The organism is Flavobacterium sp. ov086 (genome assembly GCF_900187965.1).
Taxonomy (GTDB): Bacteria; Bacteroidota; Bacteroidia; order Flavobacteriales; family Flavobacteriaceae; genus Flavobacterium.
Genome location: NZ_FZNL01000034.1, coordinates 23010 through 47071 on the forward strand (window position 1 = coordinate 23010; position 24062 = coordinate 47071).

Below are 24062 nucleotides of genomic sequence, written 5' to 3' on the forward strand. Positions count from 1 at the left end.
ACCTACATTGCAAACACAGTCGTTACTTGAGACATCGCATCTTCCTTCGCCATTGAGACCACATCTGACATTAGGTAGTTCACAATCTCCGGCACTACCAGCCATTATACTTCTCATTTGATTTCTTGACAAATTCTTCAAATTTACAAGACTAATTTTTTCAATTTTTTTCATTTTCCAATTTTTTGTTGTTTATAAAAATTCTTAAAATTCAAAATAAATCTCTCATGTTGTCTTACAATAAAAATCACGTCGACTTAATTTTATAATAGTAAAAATATAAGATATTTATTTCAAATATAAGAGGAGTAGAACAAAAACATTATGCGATTTTATGCGAATTAAGCTATCTTATATTGAAATATGTTATTATTTGATTATAATAATAGTGAGAGTATTCTTTTCTTTTACTTACTATTTTGTTGATTTTTTCAGAAAAATAATAATTATAATCAGTAGTTTTATTAAGTTCTTTAGGGATAAATAGAGAAAAAATATTTTTCTTTGTAAGAAAAAAAACAAGTGTCGAAATTACATTTAAAAAATGCAAGATTAAATAAAGGATTGTCTCAAGAAACATTGGCTGATTTAATAGGAATGACTCAATGCAATTATAGTAGAAGAGAGAATGGAAAAAAAGAAATTACATTAAATGAATGGACCAAAATTGCAAATGTTTTAAATGTCAATTTAGATGAAATTTATCAACCATTTGTTAATAATGCGATTTCAGATATAACAAATGATAGTCAAATTCAAATTGAATTGAAATCAAAATCTATATATATAGAATCTTTAGAAAAAGAAAATGCATTTTTAAAGAATAAAATAAAAGATCTTGAAAAATAGTTTTATTGGATTTTAATTAGATATATAAACGAATTGGTTCTGTCGCATTTAGCTACGTTTTAACTTTGCTTTTTTAAATTCTTAAACTCATGAATACGAAAGGTCATTGTTATCCAAAATACATAATTCTTCAGGCAGTATATTTCAAACTAAGATTTACACTTAGTTACCGGGATGTTGAAGAACTAATGAAGATTAGAGGAGTCATTGCGGATCATGCCACTATTCAGCGTTGGGTTTATAAGTTTATACCTTTCATTGAAGCTATTTTTAGCAGCTCTTCCCGCTATTCGTTCCACCCGAGCTCCAGCGAACTGGCGAAGCAATCTTTTGTGCCGACCCCCAGCACAAAAGGATTTCACTGCTATCGGGGCTAGGGCTGCTGAGGAGCCCGGCTCTTTTGACTAATAAAAATAAGTAAGGTTATAAAAAAATGGCACCAATTGTCTTCAATTGGCGCCATTTGGCTTGTTTGTGACCTCGACGGGACAAATTTCTATAAATTTTATGGAAGATTTGAAGAGATTGGCTTACTACATGTGGGTACTGTCTTTGATTGGCTTTATGAATCTGGTTTGGATGTCCTGTCGGGGATTGATGGAAAATTATTAAAATTAATCCTATACGGTTGGGTATTCTTTTTGTTTTTTATAAGTTTAAAAAAATGGTAGCTTTTTCTTATTTGAAATTAGAATTTTTAGTTTTGGCTTCTTTTTATGCTATTATCAACAAAAAACCGATACTGGCTTTTAATTCACTTTTTGCTTCATATTAACAATGTCCCACCATCAATAACCAGGCTTTGTCCTGTCCCGTGTTGCTGTTTCATCAGATATAAGAATCCGTCGGCAACATCTTCAATTTCACCCACTCTTTTCAAGAGGAGAATATCTGCATAATACCTATACATATCCTCGCGATCGGCTTCGGGCATTGTATCCCACAAATTGCTTTTTAAAACACCCGGCACTACACAATTAACCCGAATAGGTGCTAATTCAACAGCCATAGCCCTTACAAAAGCCTCGATGGCTCCGCATATGGCGGAAGCTACTGACCATCCCGCTCCCGGACGTGCATTGGCAGTTCCGCTGGTCAGGGAAATAGAACCACCCTGATTTATAAAAGGCGTAGCATATTTTACCGCCGCAACAGCACTCCAGAAACGCAGGTCAAAAAAAGATTTTGTAGTATCAATATCGGTTTCACTAATAAGGCTTAATTGAAGATTCTCACCAGCTGTATAAATCAGATGGTCAAAATTTCCAATTTTCGTAAAGAAGCTCCCGATATTACTCTCCTTGCTTAAATCTAACGCAAAGCCTTCTGAATTTTTAGGCAGCTGACGTAGAGCATTATTGATGCGATCCATGTTACTGGACACTATAATAACTTTTGCTCCCTCTTGCGCAGCAGCGATAGCGGTAGCTAATCCAATGCCGGAACTGGCTCCCAATAAAATGATCTTCTTACCCGAAAGGGTTTTTAAATTTGTATTCATAAAATTAAATTTACATAAACGGAGATTAGTAATAATTAAAAAGAGCAATTGGCATTATCGATATTTCTCAATTCCCATTATTTAATTATGATTGCAAATCTCCTGAAAATAAAACTTGTGATACTTAACAAATGGTAAAAACGAATCGGTTTTTTGTCAGGTATTATTCAAAATTAAGTTATAATTTTGATTGCCTAACTAATTTGGATCAACATGCCAGTCATCACTAACAACCTCATTTCTTTTTTGCAGCAGTATCATATATTTGAAGAAAATCAAAAAGAATTAATTTCAGAATATTTTATGGAAAGCAGCCATAAGGAAGGAGATTATCTTTTTTATTGTGGGCATGTACCAGATGAATTATTCTTTATCAGTTCGGGTGTCCTCAGAATTTTAGTGCAAAATGAAAACGGTAATAATGTTACCCACTTCTTTTTAAAAGAAAATCAATTTTGCACCATTTTGAACAATTTTAAGAATGGGACAGTTGCTACAGAAAGCATCCAGGCAGCTTGTAATACCCAGGTTTTTAGAATTTCAAAAAAACAACTGGAAGTACTCTATTTAAAGATTCCTGCCATTGAATCTATTATAGCACAAACTATTCAACAAACTCTTTTAGACAAGATTCTGATCCGGAATAGTTATCTGGGACAGGATTCAACAACTAAATATCGAAAATTCATAGAGCAGCAGTCTGATATTGCATCTCGTGTATCGCTAAGTGATATTGCAGCATATCTTGAAATAACACCACAATCTCTGAGCAGGATTCGAAGAAATATTAAGTAAAATAGTCACCTCATAAAAGGATGATGAAAAAAACTAAGAAATCAATCTTCGGAATTCAGTTGGAGATGTTTTTAAAAAATATAGGTTTCGGCTTGGATTCAATATGAGCGAGCAGGTTTTAACATCAATTATACCCAAAACTAGTATTTTATTTTAAATAATAAATACTTATAAATTCGTGTAGTTTTTGAAAATGGCAGTGCATTTTAAATTAAGATTTACACTTAGCTATCGTGACGTTGAAGAAATAATAAAGATTAGAGGAGTGATTGTGGATTATGCCACGATCTAGCGTTGGGTTTATAATTTTGCACCTTTGCTTGAGTCAGAGATGAAGAAGAGAAAAGGCAGAGTGGGGGCGAGTTGGAGGTTGTATGAAACCTATATCAAAGTAAAAGGTATTTGATGTTATTTATATCGAGCAATAGATAAATCAGGTAATACGGTTGACTTTCTTTTGACCAGAAAAAGACAAAGAATGAGTGTTTGATCATTTCTAATTAAAGCAATTAGTAATAACTACAAGCCAAGAGTAATAAATATTGATAAAAGGGGTTCTAATACTGCCGCTATCAAAGTCTATAACAAACGTTCGTTCTCAAAGACTAAGATCCGACAGTGTAAATATCTCAATAATATTATTGAACAGGATCATCGTTTTATCAAGTGGCGAATACAAAATGGATTAGGCTTTAAAAGTTTTGAATCGGCAAGACGAACATTGGGCGGAATTGAATTTGTGCATATGCCCAGAAAGAATCAGATGATTGAACCAGGTACAAGTATGTTTAAATCATTCTGTAAATCGGTGGGCTAACTTTTAAATTACTTAAATTCTTATATTTGATTCTGACAGATGCGACAAAACCCAGTAAGAAAAAAAAGCAGTTCAATGAGTTGCTCTTAGTAAACTCAGAAATGAGTTGTTCTCAGTTGTAGGGGCAAAAAATTAACGGCGTAAAGATGGATTCTCATTCATAGATTCATCGATCCTAAGAGTTTTTGCTTTTTTAGCAATTATTTTAATTTCGTGTTTGATGATTTTACCATTCTCATTTACTTCTAAGACATAAGTTCCAGTGGGATGACCTTCTAAACTTATTGTTTTTGAAACCTCTAATTTGTGGACTATAGCTTGTTTGGTATAGATTAAATTGTGGTTTTGATCATAGATCGAGAAAGACGAGGTATTAAGAGCATCAAGAGTAAAGTTTAGTATTTTTGCGTTTGTAGTTGCTATGTTTAAAATGTAATCTCCTTTTTTACCTTCATAAGTCAAAACCGCTATCAATAACAAGGCAGTAATTAAGCTCTTTATAATATATATTGTAATTGTTTGATATTCAGGTAAATTTGGGGATGAAAAACTAAAAAAGAAGTTCGATTTTATGCAAAAAAACTTGTTTTTTAATTATGTAAATTATTGAATTATAGATGTTTTAGTGTTTTTCTTAAAACTTATGTTGCAAAATGTAATAGTTGGGTGTTTTTCCTGTCATTTTTTATAAAAAATCGTAGTAAGTCCTATGGCCATGCATCTAAGAAGCTATAGAAGACCTATTAGGATGATATAGAAGAACTTGTAAAGTAGGTATTACCCCAATTTAGAGAATTATGTAAGTTAATTCTTTAATGTAATTTGTTTTTGTATATCTTTGATAATGCGTTACTTGCATTTACCAAAAACAGAACTCAATAAATTTTATATGCCTGTGTAAATTAACGCAAAATAAGCCTTTAAGAATTATTCATAACATCATGTCTAGAATTTAAAGGAAAGGAAAAGAGCGAGTAGTGAAATACTTGCTCTTTTTTGTTTAATTTAGTTATAAGTCTGTTTGAAGTGGTATACTAGGTATCTCATTATCTTTGTATAAAGTAAAAGAATAAGCTTATGCAGTTTGATCTTCTGTTGTTGCCAAAGGGGCATTTAACTGTACAGACTCAATTCCTTTATCTCTGGCAATGGAACTTTCATACATTTCGCTAGTGCCGATAATTTGCCCATTTGCAGCTTTTAAATTGAAATAGGGCCTGTCATTACCCGATGTTTTCTTATTGAATCTAGCAGTATTCTGTGAATTGAATTTTACCGAGTCTATCCCATTGATGCAATTGGATTTGGCTGTATAACCTTCGCTGGATAGAATAGTTTGCCCATTTGTGGCTTTTAAATTAAATTGGAATTCCCCGTTGGTTCTTTTGGTAATAATAAATTTTCCCATTTAGGCTTTTGTTTGAGTTAGTTTGTATTTATAAAATTGTAAAATGGAATTAAATATGGTGCATCATTTTTAAAGTTTGGCAAAAAAACCGGATGCTTTGCAAGTGTTGTATAAAATTACAGTTAGTTTATAAGGACCATACTATTGGCCCCTTGAATAGAATACCTTAAATTAATCGAAACTTTAAATTGCTTTTTTCAATTGAAAACCAGTCTATTTGTAAAACCTCTTTAATAAATGATTTCAGATCAACGAATGAACTTGGTTTTACCGCATAAAATGTCGCCCCAAGATCGAAAGCTTTATCTATAATTAGAGGATCACTAGAGGTGGAAAGTATGATCACAAATAATTCTTTCAAATTCCCACACTGATTTCTTATTTCTTCCAAACATTTAAGTCCATCCTGTTTGGGCATGTTGATATCCATGAAAATAATATCGGGTAGAGGATTTGGCTCTTTGTAAAGTATATCCATCAACTGCTGACCGTCCTGGGCTTGAGTTAGAATTACTGTGTTGTCTATCTCAGACAATGCTTCTGCAAACATTTCACGGTCATCATCGTCATCGTCAGCCAAATAAATATTTTTTTGAGAATAGGGAAGCGGTAGAGTCATATCTATTTTTTTTTTATTAGACTAATACTAGGGTAGGAATTTAGAAAGCGACAAAGGTTTATCTAAAATAGATAGCTGTTAATTGATTGAAAAACAAGAGTAATACTCCTGTCTAAGTTAAGAAATAAAAATGTAAAAATGTAAAAAGGTATATCCAGTTTATAAATCAAAACCTACAGAAAATTGCCAAACCCTATTTTGTGCTTTATCCTTATCATATAAATCCCCTAGTCCTAAATGGTAGCGTGCCGATAAAGTTATACCGGAATTTGTTTTAAATCCTGCTCCAAAGTTTAATCCCCAATCAAAACTATTGGGATCATATTCTTGTGAACTGCTGAAAAGCCCATCATATTCTTCTTTATGTGATATGGCTAATCCAACTTGTGGTCCGGCTTCCAAAAAGAAATTTTTAGAAGGGTAGGCTTTAAGCATTATTGGCAAGTTTATATAATCTAACTTTTGGGTAAAAGTCCCGCTACTATTTGTTATTTTATATCCTTGTTGAGAATATAGCAATTCAGGTTGTATAGAAAAGCTTTCGCTGATAAAAGACTCACCGTAAACTCCTATATGAAAACCATGTCGTTGCCCGGTTTCTCCATCTCCGTCAAAACTTACCGCCGCCAAATTATAGCCTCCTTTTATTCCTGCAGTGGATTTAGGAATAGTGTTGTCCTGTGCATTTATTGTTGTTACGGCACCAAAAAATAGTGCTATTATTGAAAATTTTATTTTCATCTGTTTGGTTTTATAATTGTTTATTTATTAAATTTTTATTTTCCTCCATTGGCACGAAGGTCCGCAATGCATTGCGCATCTAACTCAGGGGCAGTACCTGCTGAAAGCATATTAGAAATACCGGCATTAGATTCTGATGACCAATACATTAAGCATGTTTTTTCAATGCAGTGTTTCGGATGTTCTGTGTCTTCATGATTGCTTTGCAGGGACGTTCCAAGGTTTGTGAGCCCTAGAATATGACCAAATTCATGGGTAATTACTGTGGTCTCCAGCAAACTTCTGTTGGGTTCAAATGGACTGTCGCTTAGATTCTGAATAGTTTGTTCAAAAATAACAAAAGAAGTATTTCTGTATGCCGTTCCAAGAATAAGTGAAGTTTGAGTGTCTTTTGAAGATTTTCCGTCTGCAAAAAATGCCCAAAGGGCTATTTGGTCTGAATTGTTGTATTTTGTACGATTAGCATTTTCAATATTTACGATCTCCTGATCGGTGTAAGATGCATTTCCCGGAGCTGGTATAGCATGTTTTACAACACTGATACCGTTTGGTTTGTATGTCCTTGCGGTAATAAAACTTACAAAATTATTGATTGCTGTACTGCTGGGTTCAAAACCGGTTACATACACCACTTCAATAACCATACTCTTAAATTTTTTATCTGATAGTAAATCATTAGCAGAACTTCCGGTTTGCTGTCTGTTTGCACTAGTACTTAGGGCAACTGAATTGTCTGTGCTATCATCCTTTGAACAAGACCCAACAGAGAGCAACAAAATAATGGTTAATAGAGAAAATGTTTTTTTCATTTATTATTTTCATTAGTATGTATTTTATTACGAACAGCGAAATTAGCGCTGTCCGCAATAAACTACCAGTTAAAATCCAGTTATATTTGTTTCAGTACAAGTGTTGCCCCCGCATCAGTTGTGCTTTGTAAGGTGATGGTTGTAGCGGTAAAATTGGTTACTTTCCAGGTATTATTCAGCAAAGCAAAGGAAGCATTCCCTGAAAAATTCAGTTGTAGAAGTACATTTAATTCCGAGCTTACCCCGTAGGTTCCATTGACAGTTGTATTTAGTAAATCTGTAGCTTTTACAAGTAAATTATTTGTAAAATCGATGGTAAAATCTTTATAGTTTACCGCTGAGTTTACGCCTGCCTTTACAAAGGACTCTACTTTAAATTTTCCATTAACTAAAATAGGCTCTATTTTTTTAACATTTTCAGCAGCCAGAGTTAATGCTTCTTGTGTTTTTACAGCTGCATTTATAGTGGCTTGCAATTCAGCATCACTGGAAAGCGTTACTTTGCTTCCATCTGCAATTGTTGCTGATATTGGGTAGTTTACAGAATATAATTCTGTACTGCTTAAATTAGACATATAGGTAAATAATTGTTGTTCTGATGTAATAACAACGTTTCCTGTTTGTTTAAAACTTAAATCAAATGTCAAAATTGTAATGGGAAAGCTGATATTTACAGAAGAAACGGCGTTCTGACCCGCTACTTCCGCTGCTGTACAGGCAGTAAGAATCGCATTATATTCTGTTTGACTATTAACAATAACCTCACTGTAATTGCTTAATTTAACTTTTAATGGAAATTGTAATACAACAGTATCCTGATCATCGTTAAATTGTCCCAAAATAGAAATAACTTGTTGGTAATCTGCCTGGCTCAGGATAGAAACCTGAACTCCATTAACTTTAGCGGTAACGGGTAACAAAATGGAAGAACATGATGCTCCATCCAAAAAATCATCAAAGGAACCGTCATACATAGAAGTACGTTTAAGGTTACTTGTTGTAGTTGAATTGGCTGAATTTGTATTTGGATTTTCGCCCTGTTCATTATCAATTTCACTTTGGCATGATGTAAAACCTAAAATAGCCATCAATGCAACTGCGGTAACAATTTTTAATTTTTTCATAATTTTAAAATTTTATATATTTTTATAGTAACCAGCGATGTTTTTAGCGCCTTTCTATTGGTAAGACAACCGGGATTATTTTTACCCTATGAAAAATTTAAAAAAAATATAATTTTTTGCAAATAAAATCATAATTCACTGATAGTTAATATTTTATTATTTTGATAAATTTTCATAAAAAAGCAATTACGATCAATTCAGCTATTTTTGAAAAATTAATTTACATTTACAAACTACAAAAAAAGAATTAATATCTCAATGAGCGACAAGAAAAGTAAACTTTGCCAAGAAAATCACTTTAGGGACTTTTATTTAACGCATGTACAATCAGCAAATAATTTTGCTTATTACAAATGTGGAGATGACCAGACTGCATTAGATCTGGTGCAGGATGCGTTTGCCAAAATTTGGGAAAATTGCTCTAAAATAGACTTTAGTAAAGTCAAAACGTATTTGTTTACCAGTATTAATAATTTATTTCTAAATACAGTAAAACATCAAAAAGTAGTATTAAGGTACGCTAAAGATGCGCCTAATCTGGATATCCATAATCAAAGCCCTGACTATTTGCTTGAAGAGGAAGAATTCAGGATTAAACTCACCAATGCAATTGCATCATTGAGTGATGTACAAAGGGAAGTTTTTTTATTGAATAGAATAGAGGGGAAAAAATACAGGGAAATTGCGGAGCTACTCGACATTTCTCAAAAAACGGTAGAAAAAAGAATGTCCGGTGCACTACAAATATTAAAATCCCAGATAGAAAATATATAATTTAATGATTTAGCTATAGGGTAATTTAAAAGTTAATTGTCTTATAAACACAGAGGTATAAAATGAAAAACGAAAAAGAAATATTAAAATGGTTCAATAATGAGCTTTCAGGTAAAGAAATTGAAGATTTAAAACAATCGGAAGATTTACAAACACTTGAAAAGATTAATCATTATGCATCGCAATTCGAGACTCCAAAAGTAGATATTCATGCTGCTCTGGAAGCTTTCGAAGCCAGAAATCATTCTAAAAAGAAACCAAAAGTAAGAACTTTAAACTACAAAGTTTTTTACCGCGTAGCAGCTGTGCTGGCTATTGTGCTTGCTTCTGCCTATTTCTTATTTTCCAATAACATTACATCATTTGAAACTTCAATAGCGCAAACAAAATCGATTACATTGCCAGATCATTCTCAGGCAATATTGAATGCGGGCTCAAAATTAAGTTTTAACGAAAAAAAATGGGCAGTTAAAAGAGATTTAACTTTAGAGGGAGAAGCTTTTTTCAGGGTAAAGAAAGGACAGACTTTTAGTGTCAACACTGCTGCGGGTGTAGTAAAAGTTTTGGGAACGCAATTTAATGTAAAACAGCGCAAAAACTACTTTGAGGTTACTTGTTATCACGGTCTGGTAAGTGTTGCCTATAAGCAGACAGCCGTTAAACTACCACCCGGAAAAACCTTTAGGGTTATAAATGGCACCATTGAAGCCGTTGAAGATTTTAATGCAAAAAAACCTTCCTGGCTTGAGCAGGAGTCTAGTTTTGATAAAATACCACTCAATCAGGTTATTGCAGAGCTGGAGCGCCAGTACGATATAAAAATAAAAACAGAAGGTGTGGATACCTCAAAACTTTTCACGGGAAGTTTTACCCATACCAATGAACAAATAGCACTTCAAGCCGTTACTATCCCGCTTAAATTAAGTTACAGGATCGAGGGAAAAACCATTATATTTTATAATTATGGTCTCAAATAAAGGACTGATTTATATATTGATTTGTATTGGCAGTTTTTGTTATGGACAAAATACGGCCAAAAAAATACCTTTAACTGAGGTTATTATTGCAATAGAAAAACAGTTTAATATTAAGTTCTCCTATGCTGTTGAAGATGTGGCAGCGGTGACCATTGAGAAACCGAATGCTTCTTTCACATTAGAGCAGACCATTGAGTACCTCAACTCGAAAACCCTTTTAAATTTTAAGGCTTTAGACGACCGGTATGTTACCGTTTCAGTACTAAACAAAACAATAGCCATTTGTGGAACCGTTTTATCCGACGAGACTAAATCTGGTCTGCCCGGTGCCTCAGTGTTTGTGGATGATATAGGCAGGCACTCCATAACAGATCAAAACGGTAAATTTAGTATGCAGGATATTCCAATAAATGCCACAGTGACTGTTTCCTATGTGGGTTTTGAATCCAGACAACTTATTGCTAAAGAATTGTTTGCTGCACAAAACAATTGCAGGGAGATAATTCTTACTACTAAAAACGAGGAATTGAATCAGGTTTTGATCAATGTTTATTTGACTCCCGGTTTGCAAAAATATGTCGATGGAAGTACGGTTTTAAATACTAAAAAATTCGGTATCCTTCCCGGATTAACAGAACCTGATATCCTGCAGTCCATTCAGATATTGCCCGGAGTTGAAAGTACCAATGAAAGTATCGCAAATATTAATGTACGCGGCGGGACTAATGATCAGAATTTAGTGCTCTGGGACAATATTAAGATGTATCATTCTGGCCATTTTTTTGGCTTGATATCCGCTTATAATCCCAATCTTACCAATAAAGTTGTTGTGAGTAAAAATGGAACAAGTGCTGAATACAGTGATGGTGTTTCGAGTACTATCAATATGTATACAAAAGATTTGGTTTCGAATACCTTTTCAGGTGGTGCAGGTATTAACTGCATTAGTGCTGATGTTTTTTTAGAGATTCCAATAACTAAAAAATTAGAATTTCACATCTCAGGACGTCGTTCCATTACTGATGTGGTTGAATCTCCTACCTACACCCAATATTTTGACCGTAGTTTTCAGGATACTGAAATCAATGCCGATAGCGACCAGTATGACACCTCTTCTGATTTCTACTTTTATGATTATACGGCTAAATTGCTTTTCGATTTGAACGAAAAACATCAGTTCAGGGCCAATATTATCGGGATTAATAATGCTCTGGATTACTCGGAAAGGCGGACAAATTCAAGTCAAACCCAATCTAAAATCAGCAATTTATCCCAAAAAAATATTGGTTATGGAGGAAACTGGAAAGCACAGTGGAATTCAAAGCTAAGCACAAACTTAATAACGTACCTTTCCCGCTATAATATTGATGCTACTGATTACAGGGTAGAAACAGATCAGCGCTTAAATGAAGCCAATGAAGTACTGGAAACAGGAACTAAACTCAATACCTATTACAAAAGTAACGATAACCTGAATTTTTTGCTAGGTTATCAGTATAATGAAACAGGAATGCTGAACCAAACTGCTGTTAACAAGCCATCTTATGTTAACACTAAAAAAGATGTCTTACTAAATCATGCCCTATTCTTTGAGTCCCAATATAATAGAAAGAATACCTATTTGAGAGTGGGATTACGTGCTAACTACTTTCAAAAGTTTGATAAGTTTTTAATAGAACCGAGGGTAAATGTTCGGCAAAAATTATCAGAGCAGTTTGCTTTAAAATTAGAGGGGGAATTTAAAAATCAGTCTACAACCCAAATTGTGGATTTTGAAGATGATTTTTTGGGTGTCGAAAAAAGGCATTGGGTTTTAGTAACCAATAAAGATTTGCCTATTGCCACAAGTAAACAAGGCTCTTTTGGGGTAGAATTCAATAAAAACAAACTAAATATTGAGGCGACAGGATTTTATAAATTTGTTGATGGCATAACAGCCTCAAGCCAGGGTTTCTATAACAACTTTCAGTTTACCAGTGCCAGCGGAAGTTATACGGCCAAAGGCTTTGAATTTTTAGCCAATAAAACAGCCCGTCAATATAGTGTCTGGATGAGTTATACCTTTAGTACAAATAATTATGAGTTTGATACTCTTACCCCTTCTGTCTTTCCTAACAATGTCGATATCAGACATTCTGTATCGATTGGTTTTTATTATGAGATTCTTAAAAATGTAAAAATATCGCTCGGGGCCATGTGGAGAAACGGTCAGCCTTACACCAAACCGGTTGATGGTGATCCGACGGTACAAAGCGGAAATAAAACCCTGGTAAATTATGATGCTCCCAATAGTGAGAATCTGGATAATTTCATGCGTTTGGATGCTTCTTTAAATTATAATTTTAATTTCTCACCATCCACTACAGCTTTGCTAACTGTTGGTGTCATTAATCTTACCAATCGGGATAATGTTATTAATCGCTATTATAAAGTTAATCCAAAGGACTCCAATGAGGCTGTCGAGGTAGATAACAAATCACTGGGTTTAACACCCAATATTAGTTTTAGGGTAAATTTTTAATTAGAAAGACATTTAATTTTACAAACCTTCAATACGTTAGAAGAGGATAATTTGGAAAAAGCCCTGCATGAGAGGGCAGGACTTTTTATTAAGTACACCAATAGTTACAAATTTAAATCTTCCAAATATTTAAATTTTATTTAGTGAATTAACATTGCTAAAATATATAATTTCATTTTTTTGCAAAAAAAATGCCAGAAAGATTGGCCTTTTTGCGGTTTCTACATTAAAATATTTTTTTTGTAGTTTATTTCTTTCATTTTTTTTATATTTGAATTGCATTGATTTATGCTGGGATTCAAAGCATTTACATAAAATATTTAAAGATTAACTTACCAACTTCCTTTTGTTAATATTGATTTAGAGCAAATAGTGATATTTGCTCTTTATTTTGGAAGGCTGCACATTCGAACCTAGTAGCTGTAGTTCTTGATTTTGCTATTTTACTTTTTAAAATAATTTGTGCCACGATGATGCCACAAAACTAGACACGTCAACAAGTTAGAAAAAAATTAACCTTACTGCCTTAGCTTTTTGTGGCAAAAAAGGTATCCATTCCATATTCTGAATCTTTTTTACTTGCCATAATTTGATTACCCCAATGCCGTGTTCCACTTTCTTCTTTTCCAACACTTAGCCTACGGTCATGCTTATTTTGGTAAATTCTTTCCGTGTTAACTTCTGGTTTGGGTGGGTACATTACTTTATTATAATAATTGACCTTTGAGTTATCCTTTAGCTTTACACCATTTGGAATAAACTCATAATCAAACTTTAAGTGAATCAGAACTTTACATAGTTCCATTGTATCTGGCATACCCAGTCGGTCATTCATTAAAATGCCTGACTGTAACAAATTCAGCAGTGCATTGTAACCTCTTTTTTCCTTTACTAATCCTGATGCTTTCAATATATATGCATCAACTTCTACGGCTTTTTCGACATCTGTTTTCACCTTCATCAATTTTAGATCGACAAAATTAGTACAGATGGCAACATTTTTATCTAAATCGCTTGTTCTAAATTAGAACAAAAAAAGCTAATCCAAATTGGATACTATTTTTAAATCGATTTGGCTAGTTAAAATCACTTATTATGTTTGCTAATAATTATAGCATAAAATTATGAAGAAAATATACTATATTCCAGAAAAAACGGGAAAAAAGAAAGCATAAGTAGAGTGTCCGGATAAGGAAGCCGGAGTACTATAAGTCCCGAAGGGCGGCGGTAGCCGTTATGTGCATGCAAGTGACGGCGAGCACTACTTTAGCTGCCCTTTTAGTCCGTTTTGAATGAAGATGAAACTGCCCTTTTTAAGCCTTTTTGAGATTCCGGCCTAATATTAGTACCTTAGCAGGTAGTAAGAAATCCCTATCAATGGAACCCCAACAGTATATCAGACTATCAGCGCTTAACGATATGATTCATGACACGATTAGTTCGCGTTTTGAAGGAAAGCGTTTCTGGATACTGGCCGATATTACCAATCATTCCTTTAAAGCCGATAAAAAGATTCATTATTTTGAGCTCGTGGAGAAGGCGCAGAACGGCAACGCAATCACCGCCAAGATGATGGGCAAATCATGGGGAGGGGGAGCAGTTCGTATTGAGGAGTTTGAAAAAAATACAGGACAAACCTTTACCAACAACCTACATGTCCTGGTGCAGGTAAGCGTGGATTATCATCCGTTATATGGATTGTCTGTAAGTGTGCTGGATATAGACAGTAATTTTATGCTTGGCATACTCGAGCAGCAGCGAAATGCTACCCTTGAGCGCCTGGTCAGAGAAAATGATTATATCCAAAAAGAAGGAGATGGTTACTCGACGTATAACAGCAGACTACAGCTTCCTGCCGTAATTCAAAAGGTAGCTGTGATATCTTCGAGCAGCTCGGCAGGGAACGAGGATTTCCGCCATACGATGCAACATAATAATTTTGGGTATGTTTTCCAGATTGATGATTATTATACCGTTGTGCAGGGAGATAACAATGCAAAACTATTCTTAAATAAACTCATCGAGATCTATAATACGGGAATCCCATACGATGCTGTTGTAATTAACAGGGGAGGAGGATCACAGTCTGATTTTTTGATTTTTGATAATTATAATATTGGAAGGGCAGTGGCCAAGTTTCCTATTCCGGTCATAACAGGCATAGGGCATCAGAAAAATGTAAGTATAGCGGACCTGATGGCCCATACGAATACCAAAACACCAACCAAGGCGGCTGAGTTTATCATTGCTCATAACCGCAGTTTTGAGCTTGGAATCCTCTCCCTGCAGCAAAATATAATCATAAAATCACAGCAACTTTTTCATCTCCATTACAAAGAACTAAGCGAGCTCAAAAATGACATTTCCCGTAACACAAAGGAGCTGATACAGATGCGCGGAGAAGAGCTGACGCGAACGAATCATCGAATTATCAGCAGTTCAAGAGCTATTTTGTATGGTCATCAAAAGACACTTATCCTCGCTGTACATCAGCTGGCGCAAAGTCCCAAAATACTGTTTCAGCAGAAAAAAAATGATTTAGTGAATATAAAAAATAGTATAAAGAATACAACGAGTGAGTATATTCGCCATGAGAGACTTACTTTGGAATACCATGAGAAAAGCATTCAGATGATGTCTCCGCATAATATCCTTCGTAAAGGTTATGCAATTGTGAAGGTAAATGAAAAAATTATCAGTAACGCCGAAAATATAGAGGCCGGGCAAGAGATAGAAGTGATACTGAAAGACGCAAAACTTAAAAGTACCGTTAAACAAAAAATACAATATGATGGAAGAGAAACTGACCTATGAGGCGGCAAAGTCCGAGCTGACAGCCATTTCAAAAGAAATAGAAAACGAAGAAATATCAGTTGACCAATTGGCTTCCAAAGTCAAAAGGGCATCGGAGCTTATTGAGTTCTGCCAGACCAAACTTAAAAACACAGAAGCGGAAGTCAGCAAAATCATCAGCAGGATGGATAATCCTGAAAACTAATTAATGACAGTATCGATTTATTTTATGGAACCTTCAATTGGAATTCAGTAAATAATTTTATTTTTGATACCAAACAGCATCAGTATTATCTAAATTAATTGCAATGGAAAAGGGGATGAAGCTTAAGGTTCGAAAAGAACTGGACGGCAGGCAGCAGTCTAATATTATTAAATTAAAAGGAAGTCTGATCTCAAAGGGCTACACAGAGATCATACATATTTTGGATCAGGATGATGAATTTCATATCAATTCTTTTGATATTGAAATGGGAACGGCTGGTGAAGTACAAGAATTTATCACTGCATTTATTGCCAGAGAGCAGCTTGAGGACAGCATATCTATTTTTAAGTAAAGGTATGGAATTGAATTAATTAGCCGGTAAAAAGCATTACAAATAAAGCGCCCTTTTCAATGAAAGAGGCGTTTTTTCATTTTCTATGTGATATTAAAAAAGTAGTGAGAGTGACTTTTAATATTATTTTTCAGGAGCTCTTCCCGCTATACGTTGAACCCGTGCGCAGCGAACTGGCGAAGCAATCGTGGCTAGGGCAGGGCCATGACTTTTTTGTAAGTATACAGATGCGCATAAAGCAAAGCTGGAATTTCGAATTTACTCCGTTTGATTCTCGCTTTTAGTTTCCTTTGAAACTCGTCTTACAAGTGTATAGAACTCTTTTAAATGCCACCAGGCAGGGCACATCTCAAGGTCTCCTTTATAATGGTATATAGTGAGAAAACAGCTTTTAAGGAAAAGTTGGGAATCTGTGATTTTAGCCCATGGCTTTAACTCCACTTCCTTCGGAGGGGGAGTGGCTTCAAAATAGCGTTTTATTTCTTCTGGGGTCATGGGGCAAAATTAGTTAAAAAGTTCAGGCCTGTCAAGGGGTGAGGGGTTTTGTTGGCTTAAAATTTAAGTTATCTTCTCTGCTTTTGTTCCAACTATACTGGCAGTCATTAAATTACTATGCTGAATTTATTATTACTTTTTAGAATCAGTTTGAGCCCCCTTTGAAGGGGCATTCTCTATAAGGTCCTTTTCTATGTCCTTCCCGGTTATGTCTTTGGGGTCGCTTTGGGGTTCCTTATAAGGGTTCTCCGGGTCATAGGGGCCTGCTGTTTTCGGCTGCGGTTTTTGGGTCTTTGATTTGGTTTTGGGAATTACGGTTATCCTTGTCGTGATTTTTTGTTGTATCTAATGCTGATCACTGAGTTTTTAGGTTTAATCTTTTTTTTTAGGAGCTTTTTCCCGCTATCCGTTGCAATCTTTTGCGCCTCCCGAAGCCTCGGGACCGGCACAAAAGGATTTCCACTGCACACGAGCGAAGCGAACTGGCGAAGCAATCGGGGCTAGGGCTGACAAAACAGCAGAAGTTTCAGGCAAATCTGTATTTTTTTGTTTTGGAATACCTTAATGTAAATAAAAATAAAAATAAAAACTCAAATTCAGTCAGTTATGGTTTAATAAAGCTACCTTTGGGCAATTAAATACATTAAAATGCAAGAAGGTACAGTAAAATTTTTCAATGAAGAAAAAGGATTCGGATTCATAACTCCTAATAATGGAGGTGCCGAAGTTTTTGTTCATGCTTCAGGTCTGTCAGAAAACATCCGTCAAGACGATGCAGTACGATATGACGTAGAAGAAGGCCGTAAAGGTCCAAACGCAGTAAACGTAGTTGTATCATAATATACTCTTCACAGTTAACTTTATAAAGGCACCTCTAATCAGGTGCCTTTTTTGTTTTATGTCAATAGTGTAATATTGTTTTTTATGAATATTATAGTATTTATTTTTTGGGAGCTATTCCCGCTATTCGCTTCAATCTTTTGCGCCGAAACCCGGCACAAAAGGATTTCCACTGCACACGAGCGAAGCGAACTGGCGAAGCAATCGGGGCTAGAGCTGCCACAGAGCACTTTTTGTCTTTGGAGAACTGCACATTCAGACCTAAAGTTGAAGATTAATTTGAAAAAGTAAGGTTCTGTCGCATCTTTGAATAACTTTTATCTTTAGAATTTTAAACCGATCAAAAGATGAATACTAAAGGTTATTGTTATCCAAAATCGATAATTCTTCAAGCAGTATATTTCAAGCTTAGATTTACACTAAGCTATAGGGATGTTGAAGAAATAATGAAGATTAGAGGAGTCATTGTGGATCATGCCACTATTCAGCGTTGGGTTTATAAGTTTGCACCTTTGCTTGAGACAGAGATGAAGAAGAGAAAAGGCAGAGTGGGGTCTAGTTGGAGATTGGATGAGACCTATATCAAAGTAAAAGGTATTTGGTGTTATTTATATCGAGCAGTAGATAAATTAGGCAATACGATTGACTTTCTTTTGACCAGAAAAAGACAAAGAATGAGTGCTCAGTCATTTCTAATTAAAGCAATTGGTAATAATTGCCGGCCAAGAGTAATAAACATTGATAAAAGCGGTTCTAATACTGCAGCGATCAAAGTCTATAACAAGCGCTTGTTCTCAAAGATTAAGATCCGACAGTGTAAATACCTCAATAATATTATTGAATAGGATCATCGTTTTATCAAGTGCCGCATACAAAACGGATTAGGTTTTAAAAGTTTTGAATCGGCCAAAAGAACCTTGAGTGGAATTGAAGTTGTGCATATGCTTAGAAAGAATCAGATGATTGGACCAGGGATAACTATGTTTAAATCATTCTGTAAACTGGTGGGCTAAATTTTAAATTACTTAAATTCTTATATTTGATTCTGACAGATGCGACAAAACCCTTTTTCTTTTTATTCATTGATTGGTTTTACTTATAAATATCTTGAAATAGATTTATTAGATGAAATTTTCTTAAGTAAGAATATTGATATAAAATTTAAAAAAGACTGTTTGAATTATTTTTCAAAAATCCTTGCAACTTTTTATATGGATGAAAATGATTTGTTAGATTTTAATAACAATGTATTTGGAATTGAAAAAAATAGATGGGATTTATTAAAGAAAGAATATCATAATAACAATAAATTTACGAAGAGCTTATCTATTTCAGAATTAAGTCTTAAACTAACGAAATTGGGTAGTGTTTCAGATTAGGTGTTTTTGGTAATGTATCAGATGTGTTGGTGGTTAATTATTGCATCTAACATTTACAGAAAACCAGATATTTATATTAATATCGCTTAAAAATTAAAACAGCCTTTAGGCTGTTTTTTTATTTTATAATGCCTTAAATCGAAAAAAATGGAGTCAACCTTTTTCAGGACAACTCAAATTTCATTTTCAACTTCGCCCGATCATAAAAAACAGGCGGAAGATTTCGTGCTGGATTATATTTCCAGCCATGACCTTGAGGGAACCATTATTCTTCTTAGTGCGGTGAAATAATGACATCGGGGTCCTGTTATTTTTAAAAGAAATCCGCGCTTATTCCCATTGATATAGGATATATAGGGGCCTTAAAAATCCAAATAAACAGCTGTGAGTTTTTCCTTTTTTTTGAATTTTCTAAAAGAAGTTAATTGCAAAATACAATGCGATTGATTTTGATCAGGCCTTTTAGGGTTATAGAACTTTCGTCTGTAGCCGGATTCAGAACGATATACCTCTTATAATCCAAAAGCAGTAGCGCATCTAAAATTTTTGCATGGTTTTCCCTTTGGACAGCAATATTCTCTTTAAATGTCTTGAGTATATTATAAGGAGGCATTACAAGTACCGCCAGCTCTTCTAATGTGCAGGTCCCGGGGTAACTCCCGGCAAGCCTGCCCAGTATGGTGTCAAAATAAACGGATGATTTCTCCAAGATATAATAGTTTAAATACGCTAACGTCAGTTTGTCTCAAAACCTCCATTTTTTATTATTTTGAACGTAAATATAGCTGATTTAAACTACAAAAATAACTTCCTGTAAAAACTCAATCTGTTGATTGTTTTGAACGAGTACCCTTTTACTTGTATAAACTAAATCAAAGCGTTTGCAATGTGGCTTTTTAGATACTTACTACTTAATAAAACGTATTAAGAGCCTTTTTTTATTAGCCCGCGTTACAAACGCTACAATTATCTTTTAAATATTATGTAGGCACTCGTTGCATACGAGCACCAGAGGGAATAAAAAAATCACTAACCGAATACTCCGTTGATCTGCGATAATACCCAACTGAAACCTCCGCCTGCCAAATTCACATAACAGGTTTGTCCACTGAATGCAATAATAGTTCTACCCGCAGGAGCAGTCACCTGAAAATTTTGTGGATCAACTACATTGGGATTAATGGTGGCGGGATAACTTGTGCCGTTGATGGTGATTTGAACTACCACATTTTGTCCGTACCAGTAGCCTGTTACGTAACTGAAAGCGGTGAGGCCATTTGTGAGATTGATCGGATTATTCCCATTGCCGCCATCACCACCGTGTTGTAATAGTTGTACCACATACGAGCCGTCGCTGCTGGCATTGGTACATTGGATGGCATCCACAACATCTCCGCTACGGATAACGATACTTTGCATAATAGTAGGAGTAGTTTGCGCATTCAAGATGGCTCCATCGTCGAACACAACCACATCCGGTTGGCCGGTCAGGTATGGCCGCATCAATAGTTGCTGACTTTGCTCGAAAGGCCAGTTGGAAGAATCAAGCCGCCAACTCATCATAGTTTGGTAGGGGTATTGCTTACTCTGGTACTGAATCCCAGCAGCGTATTGCTGAGAAGCATAAAGCGCAGTGACACCACTTTCTAAATAAGCACCGAATCCCAATAGATCGGCATTGATGCCGTGTGCAATAAATACGCTAGGATCGCTAACCCAGTAACTTTGCAAATTGAACACATCCACATTGGCATTCACAGCATCCGCATTCAGGTTGTTGACATTACCGGACTGGTTAGAACTCGCCGAAATGGCCAGATAATAGGTATCCCCGAAAGCCTTACCCAATGCGTTGAGCCAGTGGCCACATTGCTTATGAGAGAGTTGGCTCGTGGGCTGTTCCCAATCAATGTCGAAACCATTGAGGTCATTGGTAGCCAGAAAGTTGGCAACATTGGTCGCAAAAGTGGTCAGCAGGGCGGGGTTGTTGATGATCGTTTGCAGATCGTTGGTGATTTCTTGGGTATAGGCCAGTAAAGCAAATATGGTGATGTCCGGGTTTTGTGCACGGGCATCTAAAACCTGTTGTGCAAGATATGTGTTACTGGTTTGCAGGGTGGGACTGCTAGGGTTACTCATATCCACGCCAAACCAGCCGATGCTCAGGTAATCAAGGGTGCTGTATATCCCGTTGAGCTTAATAGAACTAAAATTGCTGTTGGGTGAGCTGTAGGTCGCGTTTGCTGGATGTAGCTCATTAGTCAGCCACGCACCGATGGCGCCGGTAAAGTTTTTTTTGCTTTTCATGTGATTAGAATTTTAGAGTTTTCTACCTAGTTTTTAATTTCTTTATTAAAAATACCAACTAATAGGCTTTTATAATGCAAAAAATGTCATGAGTACGATTTTCTAATGTATGAGTAAGCATAATCTTGGAATAAGATGCAGTCAATTATTGTAAACGATTTAGAAGAAGAATTAAAGGTTAAGAATCAAAAACACAAAATTAGATTATAAAATAAACACAAATTTGTCTTATGGATTTTTAAAAAACCGAATTTTAGAATTGCTTTTTAAAGAAGGGTTCTGTCGCATCTAAAGCTAAGTTTTATCTTTGCCTTTTTAAATTCTTAAACTCATGAATACTAAAGGTCATTGCTATCCGAAGTCTATTATACTGCAGGCCGTATATTTTAAGCTTAGGTTTACATTAAGCTATCGGGATGTTGAAGAGATCATGAAAATGCGAGGAGTTTCTGTTGATCATGCTACTATTCAGCGCTGGGTTTATAAGTTTACACCTTTGCTTGAGTCAGAGATGAAGAAGAGAAAAGGCAGAGTGGGGGCGAGTTGGAGATTGGATGAGACCTATATCAAAGTAAAAGGTATTTGGTGTTATTTATATCGAGCGGTAGATAAATTGGGCAATACAGTAGACTTTCTTTTGACCAGAAAAAGACAGAGAATGAGTGCTTGGTCATTTCTAATTAAAGCAATTAGTAATAACTACAGGCCAAGAGTAATAAATATTGATAAAAGTGGTTCTAATACTGCCGCTATCAAAGTCTATAACAAGCGTTCGTTCTCAAAGATTGAGATCCGACAGTGTAAATACCTCAATAATATTATTGAACAGGATCATCGTTTTATCAAGTGGCGAATACAAAATGGATTAGGCTTTAAAAGCTTTGAATCGGCAAGACGAACATTGGGGGGAATTGAAGCAGTGCATATGCTAAGAAAGAATCAGATGATTGAACCAGGTACAAGTATGTTTAAATCATTCTGTAAATTGGCGGGTTAACTTTTAAATTACTTCAATTCTTATATTTGATTCTGACAGATGCGACAGAACCGAAGTTTGTCAGCATAATTTTCCAAATAGTAAATTGAAGGTCTTTTTAAATAAGATTCGTCTTTATAAGTCAATAAAAAGCTTTTGATTTCCTGCGAAGGATTGAATTCATTTTGCATAATAGTTGTTTTATAATTTGTTAAGCACAAAGTTAAGAAATTAAACAATTACCCTTTTTTTAGCCTATCATGAGAATGATAGGCTTTTTCATTCTTCATAATTAGATTTTAATCCTACTATGATTAGGTTATTTAATAAACTACCTCTATTTTCGTAATGAAAAGCAAGTTCTTTGAATCTCACTAATACAGGTAAAGTATACTAATTACCATAAAGGAAAATTTGTAAAACCTTATAAGTTCAAGTATAACGGAAAAGAATTGCAGGACGAGCTGGGGCTTAACATGTACGACTATGGAGCACGTAATTATGACCCTGCTTTAGGAAGATGGATGAACATTGACCCACTTGCCGAGCAAGGACGAAGATGGTCACCATATAATTATGCAATGGATAATCCAGTGTATTTTATCGACCCAGATGGGATGTTTCCCATAACTCCAGGATGGGGCACTATGTTTGCCAAGAGTTTTGTGAAAACTGCAGGGAGTATGGTAGTTGGAGCTCTTACAAGTACATATACTAGTATTCGTGGTGGAATAAATACAACTAGACAAGTTGCGAGTGCTTATCAAAAAGGCGGTGCAAAAGCAGCAGGTAAAGAGTATTTGAATCAACTTTATGAAACTAGCGGGGCAAAAGCGATAGTACAAACAGTAAAAAAAGCTTCAGGAGGTGACCCTGAGGCTGTAGGCGCAGTTGCCGCTAATGTTGCTGCTGTTATATTGACACATAAAGTGGCTAAAGTTGGAGGAGCATCAGCTGAAGCAAGTACAGTAGCAGCTGAAGGAGGAGGAGCGACGGCATCTAATTTAGCGAATGAAGCAAATGTTGTTAGAGGAGGAACATGCTTAGGATGCCAATTTGAAAACGGTTCTGGAGTAACAGTGTCAAATGGTGTTTTAGATGGTGTATCTGTTAATAGTGCCAATGGTGCTTCATTAGAATCCTTATCAGGTACTATCAGAAATGGTTAAGTAGGTGTAACAACAGTAGGAGAAGTTAGAGCTATTGGCGGGGAGGTCACTCCATCTCCAACAACAAATAATCCTTTCCATTCTACATTATCAGGCATAACTCCACAGCAAGCAGAAAATCTTTTCGCACCAACTATTAAAAACCCAAAAAAATAATTTAAATGGAAGCATTAAAACTTAACGAGATAATAAATATTTGTAATGAGGCCACAAAAGCACCTTGGAAATCATTTATAGAAGGTAGAGACCATGAGAGTGGCTCAAGTTTTATTATGACAGGAGAGGAAAGTGATAGGGATTATGATATAGAATTTATTAATATTAAGAATAACGACCAAGATTTTATTGCAATGGCAAGAAATAAAATGCCTGATTTAGTAACAGAAATTTTGCGTTTGCAAAAGATTCTAAATGACAATTCTATTACATTTTAAATGAGATAATATAAAACGATGGTAGGATAGTGATTCAGATTAGGGTAATGTATCAGATGTGTTGGTGGTTAATAATTCTATCGGTAGTGTATTAGATTAGGTGTTTTTACATATTAGCAATTTAACTACCTGAAAGAGAATACAGATTTGTAATTTTTGAATAGTAAAAGAGACGAC

General features: G+C 35.0%; 25 protein-coding genes and 3 pseudogenes. 17 read left to right on the forward strand and 11 right to left on the reverse strand.

What is annotated here, in order from left to right; translation table 11 throughout:
* The first annotated feature begins 522 nt into the window (after window positions 1-522).
* Complete coding sequence (locus tag CHB81_RS24700) at window positions 523-849, forward strand: helix-turn-helix domain-containing protein (protein WP_089354487.1); 327 nt, start codon at window positions 523-525, stop codon at window positions 847-849.
* Between the two features lie 89 nt (window positions 850-938).
* Window positions 939-1112 (forward strand): annotated as a pseudogene (locus tag CHB81_RS27240) (IS6 family transposase); the annotation flags it as partial.
* Between the two features lie 503 nt (window positions 1113-1615).
* Here the strand turns inward: CHB81_RS27240 and CHB81_RS24710 are convergent.
* On the reverse strand, window positions 1616-2350 hold the full coding sequence (locus tag CHB81_RS24710) for an SDR family oxidoreductase (protein ID WP_089354488.1): 735 nt from the start codon (window positions 2348-2350) through the stop codon (window positions 1616-1618).
* Between the two features lie 213 nt (window positions 2351-2563).
* On the opposite strand from CHB81_RS24710, the gene CHB81_RS24715 reads away from it, so the two are divergent.
* On the forward strand, window positions 2564-3145 hold the full coding sequence (locus tag CHB81_RS24715) for a Crp/Fnr family transcriptional regulator (protein ID WP_089354489.1): 582 nt from the start codon (window positions 2564-2566) through the stop codon (window positions 3143-3145).
* A 193-nt stretch (window positions 3146-3338) separates the two neighbouring features.
* Window positions 3339-3962, forward strand: a pseudogene (locus CHB81_RS24720) (IS6 family transposase).
* Window positions 3963-4094: 132 nt separating this feature from the next.
* Here CHB81_RS24720 and CHB81_RS24725 read toward each other — a convergent pair.
* From CHB81_RS24725 to CHB81_RS24750, 6 genes are all read right to left on the reverse strand, one after another.
* A complete protein-coding gene (locus CHB81_RS24725; protein ID WP_254921275.1) occupies window positions 4095-4442 on the reverse strand; it encodes a secretion protein in 348 nt (115 codons plus the stop codon).
* A gap of 595 nt (window positions 4443-5037) precedes the next feature.
* Window positions 5038-5370: a YegP family protein gene (locus CHB81_RS24730; RefSeq protein WP_089354491.1), complete on the reverse strand. Its 333-nt coding sequence runs from the start codon at window positions 5368-5370 to the stop codon at window positions 5038-5040.
* A 166-nt stretch (window positions 5371-5536) separates the two neighbouring features.
* Window positions 5537-5989 carry a response regulator gene (locus tag CHB81_RS24735; protein WP_089354492.1) on the reverse strand — a complete coding sequence of 151 codons (453 nt, stop codon included), beginning with the start codon at window positions 5987-5989 and terminating at the stop codon, window positions 5537-5539.
* Between the two features lie 159 nt (window positions 5990-6148).
* A complete protein-coding gene (locus CHB81_RS24740) occupies window positions 6149-6730 on the reverse strand; it encodes a porin family protein (protein WP_089354493.1) in 582 nt (193 codons plus the stop codon).
* A 35-nt stretch (window positions 6731-6765) separates the two neighbouring features.
* The gene (locus CHB81_RS24745; protein ID WP_089354494.1) at window positions 6766-7539 is read right to left on the reverse strand and encodes a membrane metalloprotease; all 774 of its coding nucleotides are present in this window, start codon (window positions 7537-7539) and stop codon (window positions 6766-6768) included.
* An 80-nt stretch (window positions 7540-7619) separates the two neighbouring features.
* Window positions 7620-8663, reverse strand: a complete 1044-nt coding sequence (locus CHB81_RS24750; RefSeq protein ID WP_089354495.1) for a hypothetical protein — start codon at window positions 8661-8663, stop codon at window positions 7620-7622.
* Window positions 8664-8921: 258 nt separating this feature from the next.
* On the opposite strand from CHB81_RS24750, the gene CHB81_RS24755 reads away from it, so the two are divergent.
* From CHB81_RS24755 to CHB81_RS24765, 3 genes are all read left to right on the forward strand, one after another.
* Entirely contained in the window at window positions 8922-9437 is a 516-nt protein-coding gene (locus tag CHB81_RS24755; RefSeq protein WP_089354496.1) for an RNA polymerase sigma factor, read from the forward strand.
* Window positions 9438-9499: 62 nt separating this feature from the next.
* Complete coding sequence (locus tag CHB81_RS24760) at window positions 9500-10414, forward strand: FecR family protein (protein ID WP_089354497.1); 915 nt, start codon at window positions 9500-9502, stop codon at window positions 10412-10414.
* On the forward strand, window positions 10401-12935 hold the full coding sequence (locus CHB81_RS24765; protein WP_089354498.1) for a carboxypeptidase-like regulatory domain-containing protein: 2535 nt from the start codon (window positions 10401-10403) through the stop codon (window positions 12933-12935). The genes CHB81_RS24760 and CHB81_RS24765 overlap by 14 nt, the downstream gene beginning before the upstream one ends.
* Before the next feature lie 526 nt (window positions 12936-13461).
* On the opposite strand, the gene CHB81_RS24770 is transcribed toward CHB81_RS24765, so the two are convergent.
* Window positions 13462-13890 carry a hypothetical protein gene (locus tag CHB81_RS24770; RefSeq protein ID WP_141130456.1) on the reverse strand — a complete coding sequence of 143 codons (429 nt, stop codon included), beginning with the start codon at window positions 13888-13890 and terminating at the stop codon, window positions 13462-13464.
* Window positions 13891-14312: 422 nt separating this feature from the next.
* On the opposite strand from CHB81_RS24770, the gene xseA reads away from it, so the two are divergent.
* The 3 genes from xseA to CHB81_RS24785 all read left to right on the forward strand — a co-directional run bounded on the left by xseA (window position 14313) and on the right by CHB81_RS24785 (window position 16285).
* Window positions 14313-15749 carry an exodeoxyribonuclease VII large subunit gene (gene xseA, locus CHB81_RS24775; protein WP_089354500.1) on the forward strand — a complete coding sequence of 479 codons (1437 nt, stop codon included), beginning with the start codon at window positions 14313-14315 and terminating at the stop codon, window positions 15747-15749.
* On the forward strand, window positions 15727-15933 hold the full coding sequence (gene xseB, locus CHB81_RS24780) for an exodeoxyribonuclease VII small subunit (RefSeq protein ID WP_089354501.1): 207 nt from the start codon (window positions 15727-15729) through the stop codon (window positions 15931-15933). Before xseA ends, xseB begins: the two co-directional genes overlap by 23 nt.
* Window positions 15934-16036: 103 nt before the next feature.
* Window positions 16037-16285 carry a hypothetical protein gene (locus tag CHB81_RS24785; RefSeq protein WP_089354502.1) on the forward strand — a complete coding sequence of 83 codons (249 nt, stop codon included), beginning with the start codon at window positions 16037-16039 and terminating at the stop codon, window positions 16283-16285.
* Window positions 16286-16543: 258 nt separating this feature from the next.
* On the opposite strand, the gene CHB81_RS24795 is transcribed toward CHB81_RS24785, so the two are convergent.
* Window positions 16544-16780: a hypothetical protein gene (locus CHB81_RS24795; protein ID WP_089354504.1), complete on the reverse strand. Its 237-nt coding sequence runs from the start codon at window positions 16778-16780 to the stop codon at window positions 16544-16546.
* Between the two features lie 648 nt (window positions 16781-17428).
* Between CHB81_RS24795 and CHB81_RS24800 the strand changes: the two genes are divergently transcribed.
* From CHB81_RS24800 to CHB81_RS26990, 4 genes and pseudogenes are all read left to right on the forward strand, one after another.
* Entirely contained in the window at window positions 17429-17620 is a 192-nt protein-coding gene (locus tag CHB81_RS24800) for a cold-shock protein (RefSeq protein ID WP_089354505.1), read from the forward strand.
* A gap of 347 nt (window positions 17621-17967) precedes the next feature.
* Window positions 17968-18633: pseudogene (locus tag CHB81_RS24805) on the forward strand (IS6 family transposase).
* Window positions 18634-18672: 39 nt separating this feature from the next.
* Window positions 18673-18999: a hypothetical protein gene (locus CHB81_RS24810; RefSeq protein WP_089354506.1), complete on the forward strand. Its 327-nt coding sequence runs from the start codon at window positions 18673-18675 to the stop codon at window positions 18997-18999.
* 147 nt (window positions 19000-19146) lie between these two features.
* Window positions 19147-19290, forward strand: coding sequence for a hypothetical protein (locus tag CHB81_RS26990; RefSeq protein WP_176427579.1), 144 nt, complete (start codon window positions 19147-19149; stop codon window positions 19288-19290).
* 130 nt (window positions 19291-19420) lie between these two features.
* Here the strand turns inward: CHB81_RS26990 and CHB81_RS24815 are convergent, their stop codons facing one another.
* Together CHB81_RS24815 and CHB81_RS24820 are read right to left on the reverse strand one after the other, a co-directional pair.
* Window positions 19421-19708 carry a hypothetical protein gene (locus CHB81_RS24815; RefSeq protein WP_089354507.1) on the reverse strand — a complete coding sequence of 96 codons (288 nt, stop codon included), beginning with the start codon at window positions 19706-19708 and terminating at the stop codon, window positions 19421-19423.
* 320 nt (window positions 19709-20028) lie between these two features.
* Complete coding sequence (locus CHB81_RS24820; RefSeq protein ID WP_089354508.1) at window positions 20029-21306, reverse strand: glycosyl hydrolase family 18 protein; 1278 nt, start codon at window positions 21304-21306, stop codon at window positions 20029-20031.
* Between the two features lie 331 nt (window positions 21307-21637).
* On the opposite strand from CHB81_RS24820, the gene CHB81_RS24825 reads away from it, so the two are divergent.
* The 3 genes from CHB81_RS24825 to CHB81_RS24835 all read left to right on the forward strand — a co-directional run bounded on the left by CHB81_RS24825 (window position 21638) and on the right by CHB81_RS24835 (window position 23885).
* A complete protein-coding gene (locus tag CHB81_RS24825; RefSeq protein WP_089354509.1) occupies window positions 21638-22303 on the forward strand; it encodes an IS6 family transposase in 666 nt (221 codons plus the stop codon).
* A 356-nt stretch (window positions 22304-22659) separates the two neighbouring features.
* The gene (locus CHB81_RS27290; protein WP_369597387.1) at window positions 22660-23451 is read left to right on the forward strand and encodes an RHS repeat-associated core domain-containing protein; all 792 of its coding nucleotides are present in this window, start codon (window positions 22660-22662) and stop codon (window positions 23449-23451) included.
* Between the two features lie 161 nt (window positions 23452-23612).
* The gene (locus CHB81_RS24835) at window positions 23613-23885 is read left to right on the forward strand and encodes a hypothetical protein (RefSeq protein ID WP_089354510.1); all 273 of its coding nucleotides are present in this window, start codon (window positions 23613-23615) and stop codon (window positions 23883-23885) included.
* Window positions 23886-24062 lie beyond the last annotated feature (177 nt).